General features: G+C 69.1%; 14 protein-coding genes. 8 read left to right on the top strand and 6 right to left on the bottom strand.

The window, feature by feature from the left end:
* Nucleotides 1-11 precede the first annotated feature (11 nt).
* The 3 genes from AC07PF_RS12085 to AC07PF_RS12075 all read right to left on the bottom strand — a co-directional run bounded on the left by AC07PF_RS12085 (nucleotide 12) and on the right by AC07PF_RS12075 (nucleotide 2,583).
* Nucleotides 12-680, bottom strand: a complete 669-nt coding sequence (locus AC07PF_RS12085) for a phosphatase PAP2 family protein (RefSeq protein ID WP_494611995.1) — start codon at nucleotides 678-680, stop codon at nucleotides 12-14.
* Nucleotides 681-840: 160 nt separating this feature from the next.
* Nucleotides 841-1,596, bottom strand: coding sequence for an MlaA family lipoprotein (locus tag AC07PF_RS12080; RefSeq protein WP_494611994.1), 756 nt, complete (start codon nucleotides 1,594-1,596; stop codon nucleotides 841-843).
* A gap of 291 nt (nucleotides 1,597-1,887) precedes the next feature.
* On the bottom strand, nucleotides 1,888-2,583 hold the full coding sequence (locus AC07PF_RS12075; RefSeq protein WP_494611993.1) for a fumarylacetoacetate hydrolase family protein: 696 nt from the start codon (nucleotides 2,581-2,583) through the stop codon (nucleotides 1,888-1,890).
* Between the two features lie 153 nt (nucleotides 2,584-2,736).
* Here AC07PF_RS12075 and AC07PF_RS12070 point away from each other — a divergent pair, with 153 nt between their 5' ends.
* On the top strand, nucleotides 2,737-3,192 hold the full coding sequence (locus AC07PF_RS12070; protein WP_494611992.1) for a MarR family winged helix-turn-helix transcriptional regulator: 456 nt from the start codon (nucleotides 2,737-2,739) through the stop codon (nucleotides 3,190-3,192).
* 9 nt (nucleotides 3,193-3,201) lie between these two features.
* Complete coding sequence (gene pgeF / locus AC07PF_RS12065) at nucleotides 3,202-4,005, top strand: peptidoglycan editing factor PgeF (RefSeq protein ID WP_494611991.1); 804 nt, start codon at nucleotides 3,202-3,204, stop codon at nucleotides 4,003-4,005.
* Here pgeF and AC07PF_RS12060 read toward each other — a convergent pair.
* Entirely contained in the window at nucleotides 3,925-4,251 is a 327-nt protein-coding gene (locus tag AC07PF_RS12060) for a hypothetical protein (RefSeq protein WP_494611990.1), read from the bottom strand. The genes pgeF and AC07PF_RS12060 overlap by 81 nt on opposite strands.
* A 123-nt stretch (nucleotides 4,252-4,374) precedes the next feature.
* Here AC07PF_RS12060 and AC07PF_RS12055 point away from each other — a divergent pair, with 123 nt between their 5' ends.
* Together AC07PF_RS12055 and AC07PF_RS12050 are read left to right on the top strand one after the other, a co-directional pair.
* Nucleotides 4,375-6,081: a class I poly(R)-hydroxyalkanoic acid synthase gene (locus tag AC07PF_RS12055; protein ID WP_145696461.1), complete on the top strand. Its 1,707-nt coding sequence runs from the start codon at nucleotides 4,375-4,377 to the stop codon at nucleotides 6,079-6,081.
* Nucleotides 6,082-6,140: 59 nt separating this feature from the next.
* Nucleotides 6,141-7,319 (top strand): acetyl-CoA C-acetyltransferase, encoded by a 1,179-nt coding sequence (locus AC07PF_RS12050; RefSeq protein WP_007858892.1) that lies wholly within the window; start codon nucleotides 6,141-6,143, stop codon nucleotides 7,317-7,319.
* Between the two features lie 85 nt (nucleotides 7,320-7,404).
* On the opposite strand, the gene AC07PF_RS12045 is transcribed toward AC07PF_RS12050, so the two are convergent.
* Nucleotides 7,405-7,758, bottom strand: coding sequence for a DOPA 4,5-dioxygenase family protein (locus AC07PF_RS12045; protein WP_494611989.1), 354 nt, complete (start codon nucleotides 7,756-7,758; stop codon nucleotides 7,405-7,407).
* Nucleotides 7,759-7,996: 238 nt separating this feature from the next.
* Between AC07PF_RS12045 and AC07PF_RS12040 the strand changes: the two genes are divergently transcribed.
* Nucleotides 7,997-8,479, top strand: coding sequence for a hypothetical protein (locus tag AC07PF_RS12040; protein WP_494611988.1), 483 nt, complete (start codon nucleotides 7,997-7,999; stop codon nucleotides 8,477-8,479).
* Nucleotides 8,480-8,587: 108 nt separating this feature from the next.
* On the opposite strand, the gene AC07PF_RS12035 is transcribed toward AC07PF_RS12040, so the two are convergent.
* Entirely contained in the window at nucleotides 8,588-9,925 is a 1,338-nt protein-coding gene (locus AC07PF_RS12035; RefSeq protein WP_494611987.1) for a lytic murein transglycosylase, read from the bottom strand.
* Nucleotides 9,926-9,991: 66 nt separating this feature from the next.
* On the opposite strand from AC07PF_RS12035, the gene sbcB reads away from it, so the two are divergent.
* The 3 genes from sbcB to AC07PF_RS12020 all read left to right on the top strand — a co-directional run bounded on the left by sbcB (nucleotide 9,992) and on the right by AC07PF_RS12020 (nucleotide 14,726).
* Entirely contained in the window at nucleotides 9,992-11,431 is a 1,440-nt protein-coding gene (gene sbcB / locus AC07PF_RS12030) for an exodeoxyribonuclease I (protein ID WP_494611986.1), read from the top strand.
* Nucleotides 11,432-11,477: 46 nt separating this feature from the next.
* Entirely contained in the window at nucleotides 11,478-12,728 is a 1,251-nt protein-coding gene (locus AC07PF_RS12025) for a cystathionine gamma-synthase family protein (RefSeq protein ID WP_494611985.1), read from the top strand.
* Between the two features lie 108 nt (nucleotides 12,729-12,836).
* Nucleotides 12,837-14,726, top strand: a complete 1,890-nt coding sequence (locus AC07PF_RS12020) for a sigma-54-dependent Fis family transcriptional regulator (protein ID WP_494611984.1) — start codon at nucleotides 12,837-12,839, stop codon at nucleotides 14,724-14,726.
* The last annotated feature ends 8 nt before the right edge of the window (nucleotides 14,727-14,734 follow it).

Raw genomic sequence — 14,734 nt, 5'->3', positions numbered from 1 at the left:
CTTTTGGGGTGTCAGGCGCGGTTGGTGCGGCGGTTCCAGGGGCGGTGCAGTGGCCAGTCGGCGTGTGTGTCCAGGGTGCGTGCCGCCCAGAAATGGGCGCAGCCATAGCCGATCATCGCGGAGAACAGCACGTCCGAGGGGTAGTGCTCCAGCGTGAGCACCCTGCAGGCCGCGGCGGCCAGGGCGAGCGCCAGCACGGGCCAGCGCCAGGCGGGCTGGAGCCTGGTCGCCACGGCCGCGACGGCAAAGGCCGTGAACGCGTGGCTGGAGGGAAAGGAGTTGAAGGGGTGGCCCGCGAAGGGCAGGCCGAAGCCATTGAACCCGTGATCGATCAGCAACTGCGGGCGCGCCCGTGCCGCCAGGTGCTTGAGGAGCCAGGTGAGGACTCCACCGCTCAGCAGGGTGAACAGCAGCAGCACGCCGCTGCGAACCAAGCGCTCGCCCCCGGCCCGGGTGTGCAACGGCCCCTGGGCCAGGGACCGGTGACCGAGGAGGTACAGCCCCAGGGCCACGGCCGTCGCCAACTCGGCGCTGGCCAGCTGGCTCAAGGCATCGAAGGTCTGGTCCAGCGCGGGTGTGCTGTGGGCGTGGGCCAGGCGCACCAGGGGCGCATCGATCCGGATGGCCAGCAGGAAGGCCATCGCCGCACCGGCGGACTGGGGACGGCGGATGTGCGCCATGGCAGGAAGGGGAGGAATGGGCATGCGGCGGCCGCACCCGGCGCAGCGATGCTCCGGGGCTCAGGGTGGGGGTGGGTGGAGGAAGGGGATCGGCAGCCAGCGGATCGGGCGGCCTGCGGCGTGTCCGGATCCACCCGGGCACGCAGGGCCGCCTGCCGCGTCAGCGCACCAGGCGCTCGCCGTCCGCGGGGTCTTCGGCGGGAAGGGCGCCCTGTGTCTCGGTCGGTGCAGCGGAGCGGTTGCGCCGCTTGAGATGGGCATCGCGCACCATCGCGTACTTGTCCAGCGCGGCCTGGTCGAGCATGCGGGTCATCTCCAGCAGATCGGCACGCTTGCTCGCCATCTGCAGGGCGGTCAGGCTGTTGCGCACGGCGACGTCGCTGGCCTGCAGGCTGCCCAGGCTGTCCACGGGCAGGGAAAGCACGTCCCGGACATTGGAGGGGCCGAAGATCGGCAGCACCACGTACGGGCCCGATCCCACGCCCCAGGTGTCCAGCGTGAGGCCGAAGTCCTCGGAGCGCTGCGGCATGCCCCAGCCGGTGGCCACATCCACCACGCCCAGCACCCCGACGGTGGTGTTGATGCCGAACCGCGCGATGGTGGACGCGCCCTCGCGCGCTCGCCCCTGGAACAGCAGGTTGGCCGACGACCATGGGGTCTGCAGGTTGGCGAAGAAGTTGGAAACCCCCGTCTGCACCACGGGCGGCACCACCTTCTGGTAGGCCTTGGCTGTGGGCTGGAAGACGGCCCGGTCCAGGCCGTCATTGAGGGAAAAGACCGTGCGGTTGACGGGCTCGAGCGGGTCTTGGCTGTGCGCCGTGGTGGCGCATCCCGTCGAGAGGGCCGCAGTGATCAGCGCAAGCATGGCGAGCCCGGTGCGGCTCGACAGCAAGGGGCGGGACAACGGGTTTGGCATCGCGTGCTCCAGGAGGCTTGGATCGAAGTTCCGTGGCGGGCCCATTGGCCGCCACGGACGCGATCCTAATTTCGCCTCTCTTACTGGACACTTAGCAGTGCGCAGGGGCATGAAAAAAGGGCAAGGCCCGCCGCAATGGCATGCCTCGCCCCGTCTCTTGGCGCCCCGTTTGCGGGAGCGCAGGGTTCATCCGGATTTGCCTTCAACCGTATAACTTCGTTGGTTTGCCTTGCCGTGCTGCAGCACTGTCTGCGGCTCCCGCCTAGTTATACGATCGAATGCAAATCCGTATCAGACCACCTTGAGCTTGATCCCCGTGAGGCCGTCCACGCCGCCTTCGAGCGTGTCGCCGCGCACCACGGCGCCCACGCCTTCGGGCGTGCCCGTGTAGATCAGGTCGCCGGGCTGCAGCTCCCAGGCGGCCGACAGGTGCTCGATGGTCTCGGCAATGTTCCAGATCAGCTGGGCCACGGTGCTGCGCTGCTTGTCTGTGCCATTGACCTGCAGCCAGATGCCAGCCTGCGCCACGTCGCCGGCCTGGGCCGCGGGTGTGATGGGGCCGATGGGGGCGCTGGCGTCGAAGCCCTTGCCGATGCACCAGGGGCGGCCCTGCTTCTTCATGTCGTTCTGCAGGTCGCGGCGCGTCATGTCCAGGCCCGTGGCGTAGCCGTAGATGTGCGAGAAGGCGTCGGCGGCCTTGATGTCCTTGCCGCCCTTGCCGATGGCCACCACCAGTTCGATCTCGTGGTGCAGGTTGGCCGTGAGGCTGGGGTAGGGCAGCTCGCCGGTCTGGCCGGCATCGACGACGACGATGGCGTCGGCCGGCTTCATGAAGAAGAAGGGCGGCTCGCGGCCGGTGAAGCCCATTTCCTTGGCGTGCTCTTCGTAGTTGCGGCCCACGCAGTAGATGCGGTGCACGGGAAAGCGGTCGCTGCTGCCCACCACGGGGACGCTGGCCACCGGAGCGGGAGAAAACACATAGCTCATGTTCTGCCTTTCGGGGAATGTTGGGGGGTGCCGTGGTGCCATGCCTGTGCATCACCGTACCTGTTGGCAGTGTGCCACGCTCCCGGGCCACCTGCAGGCAAACCAGGCAGGGCCGTGGCGGGGCGCCGGGGCGGGGGCGCTACACTCGCGCCCATGGCAAAGAGCTTCGATTTCCACAATACGCCGGGCCACCTGGTGCGCCGCGCGCACCAGCGGACCGTGGCGCTTTTCATGGAGGAGACGGCCGGGTTCGACGTGACCCCGGTGCAGTTTGCCATCCTGCACGAGCTGCTGGCCCAGCCGGGCGAGGACCAGGTCACCCTGGCCGCGCGCGTGGCCTTCGATGCCGCCACCTCGGGCTCGGTCATCGGCCGGCTCGAAAAGCGCGGCTGGGTGCGCCGCGAGGCCGACACCCGCGACCGGCGCCGCAAGCTGCTGTGGATCACCCCCGAGGGCGAAACCGCCGCGCTGCAGATGCGCGACGCCGCCCAGCGCGTGCAGGAGCGCCTGATGGGCCCCCTGAATGCCGAGGAGCGCACCGTCCTGATGGCCCTGCTGACCAAGGTCGTCTACCAGCACCAGGACCCCGCAGGCACCTCCGGCGCCTGATTGCTCCCCATGGATGCTTCGATGCCGGCCGACTGGCTGGTGCCCGACTGGCCTGCGCCGCCTGGCGTGCATGCGCTGTGCACCACCCGTGCCGGCGGCGTGAGCGCTGCCCCTTACGACCGATTGAACCTGGGCGCCCATGTGGGCGACGACGCGGTGGCCGTGCAGGCCAACCGACAGGTGCTGCAGTCCGTGCTGCAGCAGCGCACCGCTGGCGCGCGCGCCGTCTTCTTGAACCAGGTGCATGGCACCGATGTCGCCGTGATCGACACCGCCACGCCCGACGCCACTGCGGCCGACGCCTGCCTGGCCAGCGTGCCCGGTGCCGTGTGCACCATCATGGTGGCCGATTGCCTGCCCGTGCTGTTTGCCCACCGCTCGGGCAGCGTGGTGGCAGCCGCCCATGCCGGCTGGCGTGGTTTGGCAGGCAAGGCGGGCTTGGGCGTGCTCGAATCCACCGTGAAAAGCCTGGCGGAGCAGTGCGCGCCTGCGGCCGAGGTCATCGCCTGGCTCGGGCCCTGCATCGGGCCCTCGGCCTTCGAGGTGGGGGCGGAGGTGCGCGCCGCATTCTGCGACCAGGATCCGGCTGCCGAGGCCTGCTTCGTGGCCGGGCCCGGGGGCAAGTTCCTGGCTGACCTCGCGGGCCTGGCCCGGCTGCGCCTGGCGGCGCTGGGGATCAATGGTGTCTACGGCAACGACGGTACGGCGTCGTGGTGCACCGTGGGCAATGCCTCACGGTTCTTTTCGCACCGGCGCGACACCGCCGTCCTCGGGGGCAGCGGGCGTTTCGCCGCCTGCATCTGGCGCGGCTGAGTCCTTCTGCGCCGCCCGCTGCGCGGCCTGCTCGGCATCCCAGGCGGCCTGCTCTGCCTGCTCGCGCTGCTTGAGCGCTCGCTTGCGCGAGGGCGTGCCCAGGATGTAGACCAGGATACCCATGGGCAGCAGCCCGTAGAGCACGAAGGTGACGATGGCACCGAGCACCGTGCCCGTGGTGTTGGTGGCTTCGGCCACGGCCATCATGAGGGTGACGTAAAGCCAGGCGATGACGATCAGGTACATTGTGTTTGCGTGATCGGGGTTGTTGACAGCCCTTCACAGGATTGCGGGTTGCCAGCCCCTGCAGGGTGGGCAACAATCAGGTCACCGAGATGCCGGAACACCATGACAGGGATAGGAGACGGGATGAGTTCAGAATCTATCTGGGACCAGAGCGCCCAGCAGTTCCAGCAGATTTTCGGTCAAGGTTGGGCACAGGCCGTCCAATCCTTCCAGAAAATGGACCTGGGTGCCCCCACGGGCACCGCTGCCCCGGCGGTTGTGCAATTGTCGCCTGCCAAGCTGCAGGCCCTGCAGCAGCAATACCTGGAAGAGGCCAAGGCCTTGTGGGCCCAGGGCCTGCAGGGCAAGCCCGAGGTCAAGGACAAGCGCTTTGCCGGTGAAGGCTGGGCCGCCAACCCCGTGGCCGCCTTCTCGGCCGCGGCCTACCTGCTCAATGCCCGCACGCTGATGGGCCTGGCCGATGCGGTAGAAGCCGACGAGAAGACCCGTGCGCGCATCCGCTTCGGCGTGGAGCAGTGGATGGCGGCCATGGCGCCCAGCAATTTCCTGGCCTTCAACGCCGAAGCGCAGAAAAAGGCCATCGAGACCAAGGGCGAAAGCATCGCCAAGGGCATGCAGAACCTGCTGCACGACTTGAAGCAGGGCCATGTCTCGATGACCGACGAAAGCCTGTTCGAGGTCGGCCGCAACGTGGCCACCACCGAGGGTGCGGTGGTGTTCGAGAACGAGCTGTTCCAGCTGCTCGAGTACAAGCCCCTCACGGCCAAGGTCTACGAGCGCCCCTTCCTGCTGGTGCCGCCGTGCATCAACAAGTTCTACATCCTCGACCTGCAGCCCGAGAACTCGCTGATCCGCTATGCGGTGAGCGAAGGCCACCGCACCTTCGTGGTGAGCTGGCGCAACCCCGACGACGCCCTGGCCAAGAAGACCTGGGACAACTATGTCGAAGACGGCGCCATCGCGGCCATCGACGTGGTGCAGAACATCACCGGTGCCGACCAGATCAATGCGCTCGGCTTCTGCGTGGGCGGCACCATCCTCTCCAATGCGCTGGCCGTGCTGGCCGCGCGCGGTGACGAGCCCGTGGCCAGTGCCACCTTCCTGACCACGCTGATCGACTTCACCGACACCGGCATCCTCGACGTCTTCATCGACGAGAACTTTGTGAAGTACCGCGAGATGGAGATGGGCAGCGGCGGCATGATGAAGGGCCAGGACCTGGCCTCGACCTTCAGCTTTCTGCGCCCCAACGACCTGGTGTGGAACTACGTGGTGGGCAACTACCTCAAGGGCGAGACGCCGCCGCCGTTCGACCTGCTGTACTGGAACAGCGACAGCACCAACCTGCCCGGGCCGTTCTACGCCTGGTACCTGCGCAACTTCTACCTCGAGAACAACCTCGTCAAACCCGGCAAGCTCACCGTCTGCGGCGAGAAGATGGACCTCGGCCAGCTCACGCTGCCCACCTACATTTACGGCTCGCGCGAGGACCACATCGTGCCCGCCACGGCGGCCTATGCCTCGACCCAGGTGCTGCCGGGCAAGAAGCGCTTCGTGATGGGGGCCTCGGGCCACATCGCGGGCGTCATCAACCCGCCCGCCAAGGGCAAGCGCAGCCACTGGATCCGTGCCGACGGCAAGTTCCCCGGCACGCTCGACCAATGGCTGCAAGGTGCCACCGAACACCCCGGCAGTTGGTGGACTGACTGGTCCGCCTGGCTCAAGGGCCATGCCGGCAAGCAGGTCGCCGCGCCCAAGGGCTATGGCAAGGGCACGAAGTTCAAGGCCATCGAGCCGGCCCCCGGCCGCTATGTCCAGCAGAAGGCGTGACCGGCTGACCTGAGACAATCCAACCCAAGACATCCACCTCCAGAAAAGAAGGACATTCCATGGAAGACATCGTCATCGTTTCGGCCACCCGTACCGCGGTGGGCAAGTTTGGCGGCGCACTGGCAAAGGTGCCCGCGACCGAGCTGGGCTCGATCGTGATCCGCGAAGCCATCACGCGCGCCGGCCTGTCGGCCGGCCAGGTGGGTGAGGTCATCATGGGCCAGGTGCTGACGGCCGGCGTGGGCCAGAACCCCGCGCGCCAGGCGTCGATGAAGGCCGGTGTGGCGCAGGAGACGCCTGCGCTCACCATCAACGCCGTCTGCGGCTCTGGCCTCAAGGCCGTGATGCTGGCGGCCCAGGCCGTGGCCTGGGGCGACAGCGAGATCGTGGTGGCCGGCGGCCAGGAAAGCATGAGCCTGGCACCCCACGTGCTGCCCGGTTCGCGCGATGGCCAGCGCATGGGCGACTGGAAGCTGGTCGACACCATGATCGTGGACGGCCTGTGGGACGTGTACAACCAGTACCACATGGGCATCACGGCCGAGAACGTGGCCAAGCAGTACAGCATCACCCGCGAGCAGCAGGACGCCCTGGCCCTGAACAGCCAGCTCAAGGCCGCCGCCGCGCAGGACGCCGGCAAGTTCGCCTACGAGATCGTGGACGTGGCCCTGGCGCAGAAGAAGGGCGACCCGATCTTCTTCAACACCGACGAGTACCTCAACCGCAAGACCAATGCCGAAGCCCTGGCCGGCCTGCGCCCCGCCTTCGACAAGGCCGGCAGCGTGACGGCAGGCAATGCCTCGGGCCTGAACGACGGCGCCGCCGCCGTGGTGGTCATGAGCGCCAAGAAGGCCGCGGCCCTGGGCCTCAAGCCTCTGGCGCGCATCGCCTCCTTCGGCACCACCGGCCTGGACCCCGCCACCATGGGCATGGGCCCGGTGTCGGCCACGCGCAAGGCCTTGCAGCGCGCCGGCTGGAGTGCCGCCGATGTGGACCTGTTCGAGCTCAACGAAGCCTTCGCCGCCCAGGCCTGCGCCGTGAACAAGGAGCTGGAGATCGATCCGGCCAAGGTCAACGTCAACGGTGGCGCCATCGCCATCGGCCACCCCATCGGTGCATCGGGTTGCCGCATCCTGGTGACCCTGCTGCACGAAATGCAGCGCCGCGACGCCAAGAAGGGCGTGGCTGCGCTGTGCATCGGCGGCGGCATGGGCGTGTCCCTGGCCTTGGAACGCTGATCCTCCCCGGCGCCGCACCGTCCAGCGGTGCTGCAGCCAGCCCAAGCCCACCACCCGGTGGGCTTTTTTCATGGACCGGGCTCGCTCAGCCGGTAAAGCCCGCCAGGTTCAGCGTGTGCGAGTGCCCGAGCCAGAGGGCGCAATCGCGGTGGTCGCGCAGGCCGTCACCGGTGTTGGGGTGGGCGAACACGTCGAGCGCGCCGTGGTTGAGTGCCAGCCAGCCCAGCACGTGGGTGAAGTCGGCCGGGCCGAACGCGAGCTGGTAGCTCCACACCGGGTGCGGGCCCACGGGCCGCTCGTGGAAACGGCCGATCTCCACCCGGCCCGCCAGTTCGCGCGCGATGGTCTCGCGCAGTGCCCAGGCCGTGTCGCGGCTCTCGGCGTCGAAGTAGACATGGGCGTGCCAGTCGCGGATCAGTGCGGGGTCGAGCAGGGGCATGGGCAGCAGCGCAGGGCAAAGGCGGCATGTTACGGCCTGGCGGGCGACCGCGCAGGGCGGGCCAACGCAAGCCCCCATGGACCGGGCTGGCCGGCGGGAGTGTCTGGTTTGCGCATCACCCGGCCGCGGTATGCGACCCCTGGGGCCTGCCGGGCCTTGGCGCCGCGTGGAGTGCGCGCTACATTGGGCGATTCGCCCGCTCCTGCGCGGACCCTTCTTTCGCCGAGGCACCGATACCATGGCACTGACCCGATTCACCGCATCGTTGCTGCTGCTGGGATCCACCCTGGCATGGGCCGCGCATGCGAGCCCGACCGAATGCAGCGTGGGGGCCCGGTTCACCGCCGCGCAGGCCGAGATCGATGCCGCGCTCAAGACCGTGGGTGATGGGCCGCTGCGCAACCGGGCGCGCCTGGAATCCCAGCTCAAGGCCAGCGGGGCCACGCGCGGCTGGTCGCAGGAGCAGCAGGCCGAGATGCTGCGCAAGGCCTACAGCTCTGCAGGCTATTGGGAGCTCGAGAAGGCCAAGCAACCGCATGTGTCCACGCTCATGCAGGCCGTGACGGCCAGCTCCGGACCCGACCCCCGGGTCTCCAAATGCACCGCCGCCGGGCAGGTGAAGGCCAGCGCCTGGGCCGTGGCCGACATCCACAGCCGCCAGTACGCCTATGTGGCGCGCGAGGTGGGGATCAGCCAGACCGTGCAGGCCAAGGCGCGTTGAACATCGCCACGCGCGGGTCGGCCAAGGATCCGCGGGCCTGGCTCATCGCGCAGCATTCGCGCAGGTGTGCCTTCCTGGCCGAGTGACCCGCGGGGCAGGGCCTTCGCATCAGGGCGCAGCCAGCCGCTGCAGCAGCTCGGTGGTCGGGTAGCCATCGGCCACCATCCCCACGCTCTGCTGGTACTGGCGCAGCCCGGCACGCGTGGCCGGGCCCATCACGCCATCGGGGGTTCCGGCGTTGAAGCCGCGATGGTTGAGCTGCGCCTGCAACTGCTGCATCTGGCTGCGCGACAGGGGAGCGAGGTCGCGCGGCCAGGCACCGGCTACGCCACTGCCGCCATCGATCTGGCGCGCCAGCAGGCCCACGGCCAGCGCATAGCTCACCGAGTTGTTGTAGCGCAGGATGGTGCGGAAGTTCTGCCCCACCAGGAAGTCCGGACCGCGCGCGCCGGCCGGCGTGGCGATGGACGCGGCGTCCAGAGCGGGCAGGGGCTGGCCGTCCACCCCCTGCACGCCCTCGGCGGCCCATTGCGCCGCCGTCTGGCGCACGTTCTGCTCGGCGCGCGCGTAGTCGAAGTCCGGCGGCAGCCGCACCTCCACGCCCCAGGGCTGGCCGGCCTGCCAGCCCATGCGCGCGAGGAAGTTGGCGGTGGAGGCCGCCACATCCGGGATGCTGCCCCAGATATCGCGGTGGCCGTCGCCATCGGCATCGACCGCATAGGCCAGAAAGACCGAGGGCAGGAACTGCGTGTTGCCCATGGCGCCGGCCCAGGAGCCCACCATGCGCTCGTCGCTGATGTCGCCCTGGTCCAGGATGCGCAGGGCCGCCAGCAATTCGCTGCGCGCCCAGGCCGCACGGCGGCCCTCGAAGCCGAGCGTGGCCAGCGCATCCACCGCGCGGAAGTTGCCGAAGTTGCTGCCGTAGTTGCTCTCCATGCCCCAGATGGCGGTGATGATGGAGGAGGGCACGCCGTAGCGCGTGGCGGCCGCGTCGATGGCCGCCTGGTGCTCGGCCCGCTTGGCCTGGCCCTGGGCGATGCGCTGGGCCGATACCGCACTGTCGAGGTAGGCCCAGGGCGTGCGGTTGAATTCGGGCTGGGCGCGGTCGAGCTCGATCACGCGCGGCTGCAGTGTGGCATGGGCCAGCACCTGCTGCACGGTGGCCGGCCGGATGCCGGCGGCCAGGGCCTCGCGCGAGAAGCCGGCGATCCAGGCGGCAAAACCTGCCTGCTCGGTATCCTGGGGCGTGGGGCTGGTGACCGGGGCGGGTGCCACCGGTGCAACGGGCGGCCGTGGCGCGGGCGCCGCTGCAGGCGGGATGGGCGCGGGCGGTGTGGCGCAGCCTGGCAAGGCGAGTGCGCAGGCCATGGCCAAAGCAGTCAGGGCGGGGCGGGGTGCGGCATGCAGGACGCGGCGGGCAAAATGGGGGGCAAGCGAAATGGGCATTCCCCATTGTCCCGTGCCCGGCATACTTGCGGGTTCTGGTGTTTCTGACCGTAGCAATTTCATTTCATGCATACCTTTCTCTGGCACGACTACGAAACCTTCGGGGCCAACACGCGGCGCGACCGGCCCGCGCAGTTCGCCGCCATCCGCACCGATGCCGACCTCAACGAGATCGGCGAGCCGCTGAACATCTTCTGCCAGCCCGCCAGCGACTACCTGCCCGACCCGGTGTCGTGCCTGATCACCGGCATCACGCCCCAGCAGTGCCTGGAGCAGGGCATGCCCGAGCATGCCTTTGCCGCCCGCATCGAGGCCGAGCTGGCGCGCCCCGGCACCATCGGCGTGGGCTACAACACCATCCGCTTCGACGACGAGATCACGCGCTTCATGTTCTGGCGCAACCTGATCGACCCCTATGCGCGCGAGTGGCAGAACCAGTGCGGCCGCTGGGACCTGCTCGACGTGGTGCGCATGACGTACGCCCTGCGCCCGGACGGCATCACCTGGCCCAAGAAGGAAGACGGCGCGCCGAGCTTCAAGCTTGAGCACCTGTCCAAGGCCAACGGCCTGCTGCACGAGGCCGCGCACGATGCCCTGTCGGACGTGCGCGCCACCATCGCCCTGGCACGCCTCATCCGCCAGCACAACACCAAGCTCTTCGACTTCGCGCTCAGCCTGCACAAGAAGGACCGCGTGGCCGCCGAGCTGCGCCTGCCGGCCACGGCCATCACGGCCAAGCCCTTCCTGCACGTGTCGGGCATGTTCCCGGTGGAGCGCGGCTGCCTGGCCGTGATGTGGCCGCTGGCCAGCCACCCGACCAACAAGAACGAGCTGATCGCCTGGGACCTGGCGCACGACCCGACGCCGCTGGCCAGCATGGGCGTGGAGGAGATCCGCCTGCGCATGTTCTCGCGTGCGGCCGACCTGCCCGAGGGCGTCACGCGCCTGCCCATCAAGACCATCCATTTGAACAAGTCGCCCATGGTGGTGGGCAATGTGAACACCCTCACGGCCGAGCGCGCTAGGCACTGGAACATGGACCTGCCCCAGGCCGCGCAGCACGCCGAGATCGCGCGCGTGCTGCCCGACATGAGTGGCATCTGGCCCCAGGTGTTCGCCCGCCCCGAAGAGCCCACGCCCGACGTGGACCAGGACCTGTACGGCGGCTTCGTGGGCAACGGTGACCGCCGCCAGCTCACCGACATGCGCGCCATGAGCGGCGAGAAGCTGGCGCGCACGCGCCTGTCGTTCGACGACCCGCGCCTGAAGGAGCTGGTCTGGCGCTACCGTGCGCGCAACTTCCCCCAGACGCTCACGCCCGAAGAGCAGGAGCGCTGGGAGAAGCACCGCGCTGCCTGCCTGTTCGACGGGGCCGGCGGCGCCCGCACGGTGGAGCAGCTGTTCACCGAGATCGATAACCTTTCGGAGACCGCCGACGACGACCGCACCCAGGACATCCTCGGCGCGCTGTACGATTACGCCGAGCAGATAGCGCCCGAGCGCTGATTGAGCATTTTCCTTTCCCCGTTCCGCAGAGCAAGCCCGCATTCCCATGAGCAGCAGCAACGACAAGCCCACCCGCCAGTTCACCACCGAGATCGTGCATGCCGACCGCCTGGCCGGTACCGAATACGGCGCGGTGCACCAACCCATCCACACCTCGGTGCAGTACGGCTACGACAAGGTGGAAGACCTGATCGGCGTGTTCCAGGGCACGCTCAAGGGCGGCTTCAACTACGCCCGCCAGGGCACGCCCACCACGGCGGCGCTGGAGGCCAAGGTCACGCAGATGGAGCGTGGCCAGGGCAGCATCGTGTTCTCCACCGGCATGGCGGCCGTCTGCGCTGTGTTCCTCACCCTGCTCAAGGCGGGTGACCACCTGCTGGCCAGCCAATTCGTCTTCGGCAACACCAACAGCGTGTTTGGCACCCTGGCCGACCTGGGCATCGAGGTGACCACGGTGGACGTGACCGATGCGGCCCAGGTCGCGGCCGCCGTGCGCCCCAACACACGCATGGTGTTCGTGGAGACCATTGCCAACCCCGGCACGCAGATCCCCGACCTCGAAGCCATCGGCACGCTGTGCAAGGAACGCGGCCTGCTCTACGTGGTGGACAACACCGTGGCCTCGCCCTACCTGTTCCGCCCCGTCACTGTGGGTGCGGGCCTGGTCGTCAACTCGCTGACCAAGAGCATCGGCGGCCTGGGCGATGCCCTGGGCGGTGCGGTCACCGACACCGGCCTGTTCGACTGGAGCAGCTACCCCAACATCTTCGCGCCCTACCGCAAGGGCGACGCCAAGGGCTGGGGCCTGCAGCAGATCCGCAAGAAGGGCCTGCGCGACATGGGCGGCATGCTTTCGTCGCAGGCTGCGCACCAGCTGGCGCTGGGTGCCGAGACCCTGGCCCTGCGCATGGATCGCACCAGCGCCACGGCCCTGGCCCTGGCCCGGTGGCTGGAGCAGCACCCGGCGATTGCCCGCGTGCACTACCCCATGCTCGAATCGCACCCGCAGCACGCGATTGCGCGCAAGCACTTCAAGGCGGGCTCGTGGCTGCTGGCCTTCGAGCTGCGCGATGCCGACCAATGCCTGGCTTTTTGCAACCGCTTGCAACTGCCGATCAAGGCCACGGGCCTGGCCGACACGCGCACGCTCATCATCCCGGTGGCGCACACCATCTTCTGGGAGGCAGGCCCGGCCGTGCGCGCCAACATGGGCATTGGCGACGGCATGATCCGCCTGTCGCTGGGGCTCGAAGAGTTCGAAGACCTGCAGGCGGATTTCGCGCAGGCACTCGCTTGAAAACCCCTTGCGCCGGCTTGCCGTGCAAGCTGGCGCCAAGCTGGGCGTGCTAAGGTTTCTCCAAATGCCGGGCAGCGCTGACTGCCCCGGCCGCAAGGAGACAAACCCATGCACCTGGAGCCAACCGCCCTGGCGGCGCCGCGCGACCTGATCCCCCACGCCCATGCGCGTTCGGCCGCCTTCGGCCTGCGCGCGCAGGACGCCATGGATGCCATGCCCCTGGCCAGCGCCGACCTGCGCTGTGCGTTGCAGCGCAACCGCACCCTGGCCGACCATGCGCTGCCGGTGATGGAGACGCTCTACCACCAGATCGCGGGCACCCACAGCATGGTGCTGCTGACCGATCCCGAAGGCGTCATCCTGCACGCCCTGGGCGACGACGATTTCGTGGCCCGGGCCGACCGCGTGGCCCTGCGCCCCGGCGGGGTGTGGACCGAGGAGCGCAAGGGCACCAATGCCATCGGCACCGCGCTGGCCCTGGGCCAGGCTGTGCAGGTGCATGCCGGCCAGCACTACCTGCGCGCCAACCAGTTCCTCACCTGTTCGTGCGTGCCCATCCTGGACCCGCAGGGCAGGGCGCTGGGCGCGCTGGACGTGAGCGGCGACCACCGAAGCCAGAGCAAGCACACCATGGCCCTGGTGCGCATGTCCGCCCAGATGGTGGAAAACCACCTCTGGAACCAGGTGCACGAAGACGCGGTGCGCCTGCACTTCCATGCCCGGCCGGAGTTCCTGGGCACGCTGGTCGAGGGCCTGGCCGCTTTCAGCCCCGACGGGCGCTTTCTCTCGGCCAACCGCAGCGGCCAGTTCCAGCTGGGCCTGTCGCACAGCGCGCTGCAGGCCCATACCTTCGGCTCGCTGTTCGGTATCGACCTGGGGCAGGTGCTCGACCACAGCCGCAGGGACCCCACCGCGCTGCTCACGCTGCGCCTGCCGGGCGGCGTGACGGTGATGGCACGGCCCGCCTACCGGCCCCAGGCCGAGCGGCTATGGGTCGCCAGCCGGCCGGCCGAACCCGCGCGCGGCGCCGCCCGATCCTCCGGGCTCTCGGGCCTGCGCTACCTCAACACCGGCGACCCCGCGCTGGCCCTGGCCATAGCCCGCGTCACCAAGCTGTTGGGCCGCGATATCGCCACCTTGATCCAGGGCGAGACCGGCACCGGCAAGGAACTGCTGGCCCGCGCCATCCACCACGACGGGCCGCGCCGGCAGGCGCCCTTCGTTGCGGTCAACTGCGCATCCATTCCCGAGTCGCTGATCGAGTCGGAGCTGTTCGGCTACGAGGAGGGCGCCTTCACCGGCGCGCGGCGCAAGGGCAGCCCGGCCAAGATCGTGCAGGCCCATGGCGGCACCTTGTTCCTCGACGAGATCGGCGACATGCCCCTGGCCCTGCAGGCCCGCCTGCTGCGCGTGCTGCAGGAGCGCAGCGTGGCTCCGTTGGGCGGCACGCGCCAGGTCGAAGTGGACATCCAGGTGGTCTGCGCCACCCACCGCAACCTGCGCGAGATGATGGCCGAGGGCAGCTTCCGCCAGGACCTGTACTACCGCCTGAACGGCCTGGTGGTGCGCCTGCCCGCGCTGCGCGAGCGCAGCGACCTGGCGGCCATCGTGCAGCGCATCCTGCAGGCGGGCGCCGAGGGCGGCTCACCACCGCTGCCCGTGCGCCCCGAGGTCATGGATCTTTTCGCGCGCTGCGCCTGGCCGGGCAACCTGCGCCAGCTGACCAATGTGCTGCGCACGGCGGCGCTGATGGCCGAGGGCGATACGGTCATCCGGCGCGAGCACCTGCCCGAGGATTTTCTGGAAGCGTGCGAAGAGGTTGCCGCCATGCCCCCGGGGCCTGCAGCGGCACCGGCTGCGCAGCCCCTGCAGGCCATCACCGCCGCGGCCATCGCCCAGGCCCTGGCCGCGCAGGGCGGCAATGTGTCGGCCGTGGCGCGTGCGCTGGGCGTGTCGCGCAATACCGTGTACCGGTACCTGCGCGCCCAGGCCGCGTGATCGCAGTC

It is taken from the genome of Acidovorax sp. GW821-FHT10A04 (assembly GCF_059415825.1).
The sequence above is the reverse complement of the archived record's forward strand: the minus strand, read 5'-3'. Positions and strand labels throughout refer to the sequence as shown.

Coding starts and splice junctions, on each gene's coding strand:
- AC07PF_RS12085 (WP_494611995.1), bottom strand. CDS start 680: ATGGCGCACATCCGCCGTCCCCAGTCCGCCGGTGCGGCGATGGCCTTC.
- AC07PF_RS12080 (WP_494611994.1), bottom strand. CDS start 1,596: ATGCCAAACCCGTTGTCCCGCCCCTTGCTGTCGAGCCGCACCGGGCTC.
- AC07PF_RS12075 (WP_494611993.1), bottom strand. CDS start 2,583: ATGAGCTATGTGTTTTCTCCCGCTCCGGTGGCCAGCGTCCCCGTGGTG.
- AC07PF_RS12070 (WP_494611992.1), top strand. CDS start 2,737: ATGGCAAAGAGCTTCGATTTCCACAATACGCCGGGCCACCTGGTGCGC.
- pgeF (WP_494611991.1), top strand. CDS start 3,202: ATGGATGCTTCGATGCCGGCCGACTGGCTGGTGCCCGACTGGCCTGCG.
- AC07PF_RS12060 (WP_494611990.1), bottom strand. CDS start 4,251: ATGTACCTGATCGTCATCGCCTGGCTTTACGTCACCCTCATGATGGCC.
- AC07PF_RS12055 (WP_145696461.1), top strand. CDS start 4,375: ATGAGTTCAGAATCTATCTGGGACCAGAGCGCCCAGCAGTTCCAGCAG.
- AC07PF_RS12050 (WP_007858892.1), top strand. CDS start 6,141: ATGGAAGACATCGTCATCGTTTCGGCCACCCGTACCGCGGTGGGCAAG.
- AC07PF_RS12045 (WP_494611989.1), bottom strand. CDS start 7,758: ATGCCCCTGCTCGACCCCGCACTGATCCGCGACTGGCACGCCCATGTC.
- AC07PF_RS12040 (WP_494611988.1), top strand. CDS start 7,997: ATGGCACTGACCCGATTCACCGCATCGTTGCTGCTGCTGGGATCCACC.
- AC07PF_RS12035 (WP_494611987.1), bottom strand. CDS start 9,925: ATGCCCATTTCGCTTGCCCCCCATTTTGCCCGCCGCGTCCTGCATGCC.
- sbcB (WP_494611986.1), top strand. CDS start 9,992: ATGCATACCTTTCTCTGGCACGACTACGAAACCTTCGGGGCCAACACG.
- AC07PF_RS12025 (WP_494611985.1), top strand. CDS start 11,478: ATGAGCAGCAGCAACGACAAGCCCACCCGCCAGTTCACCACCGAGATC.
- AC07PF_RS12020 (WP_494611984.1), top strand. CDS start 12,837: ATGCACCTGGAGCCAACCGCCCTGGCGGCGCCGCGCGACCTGATCCCC.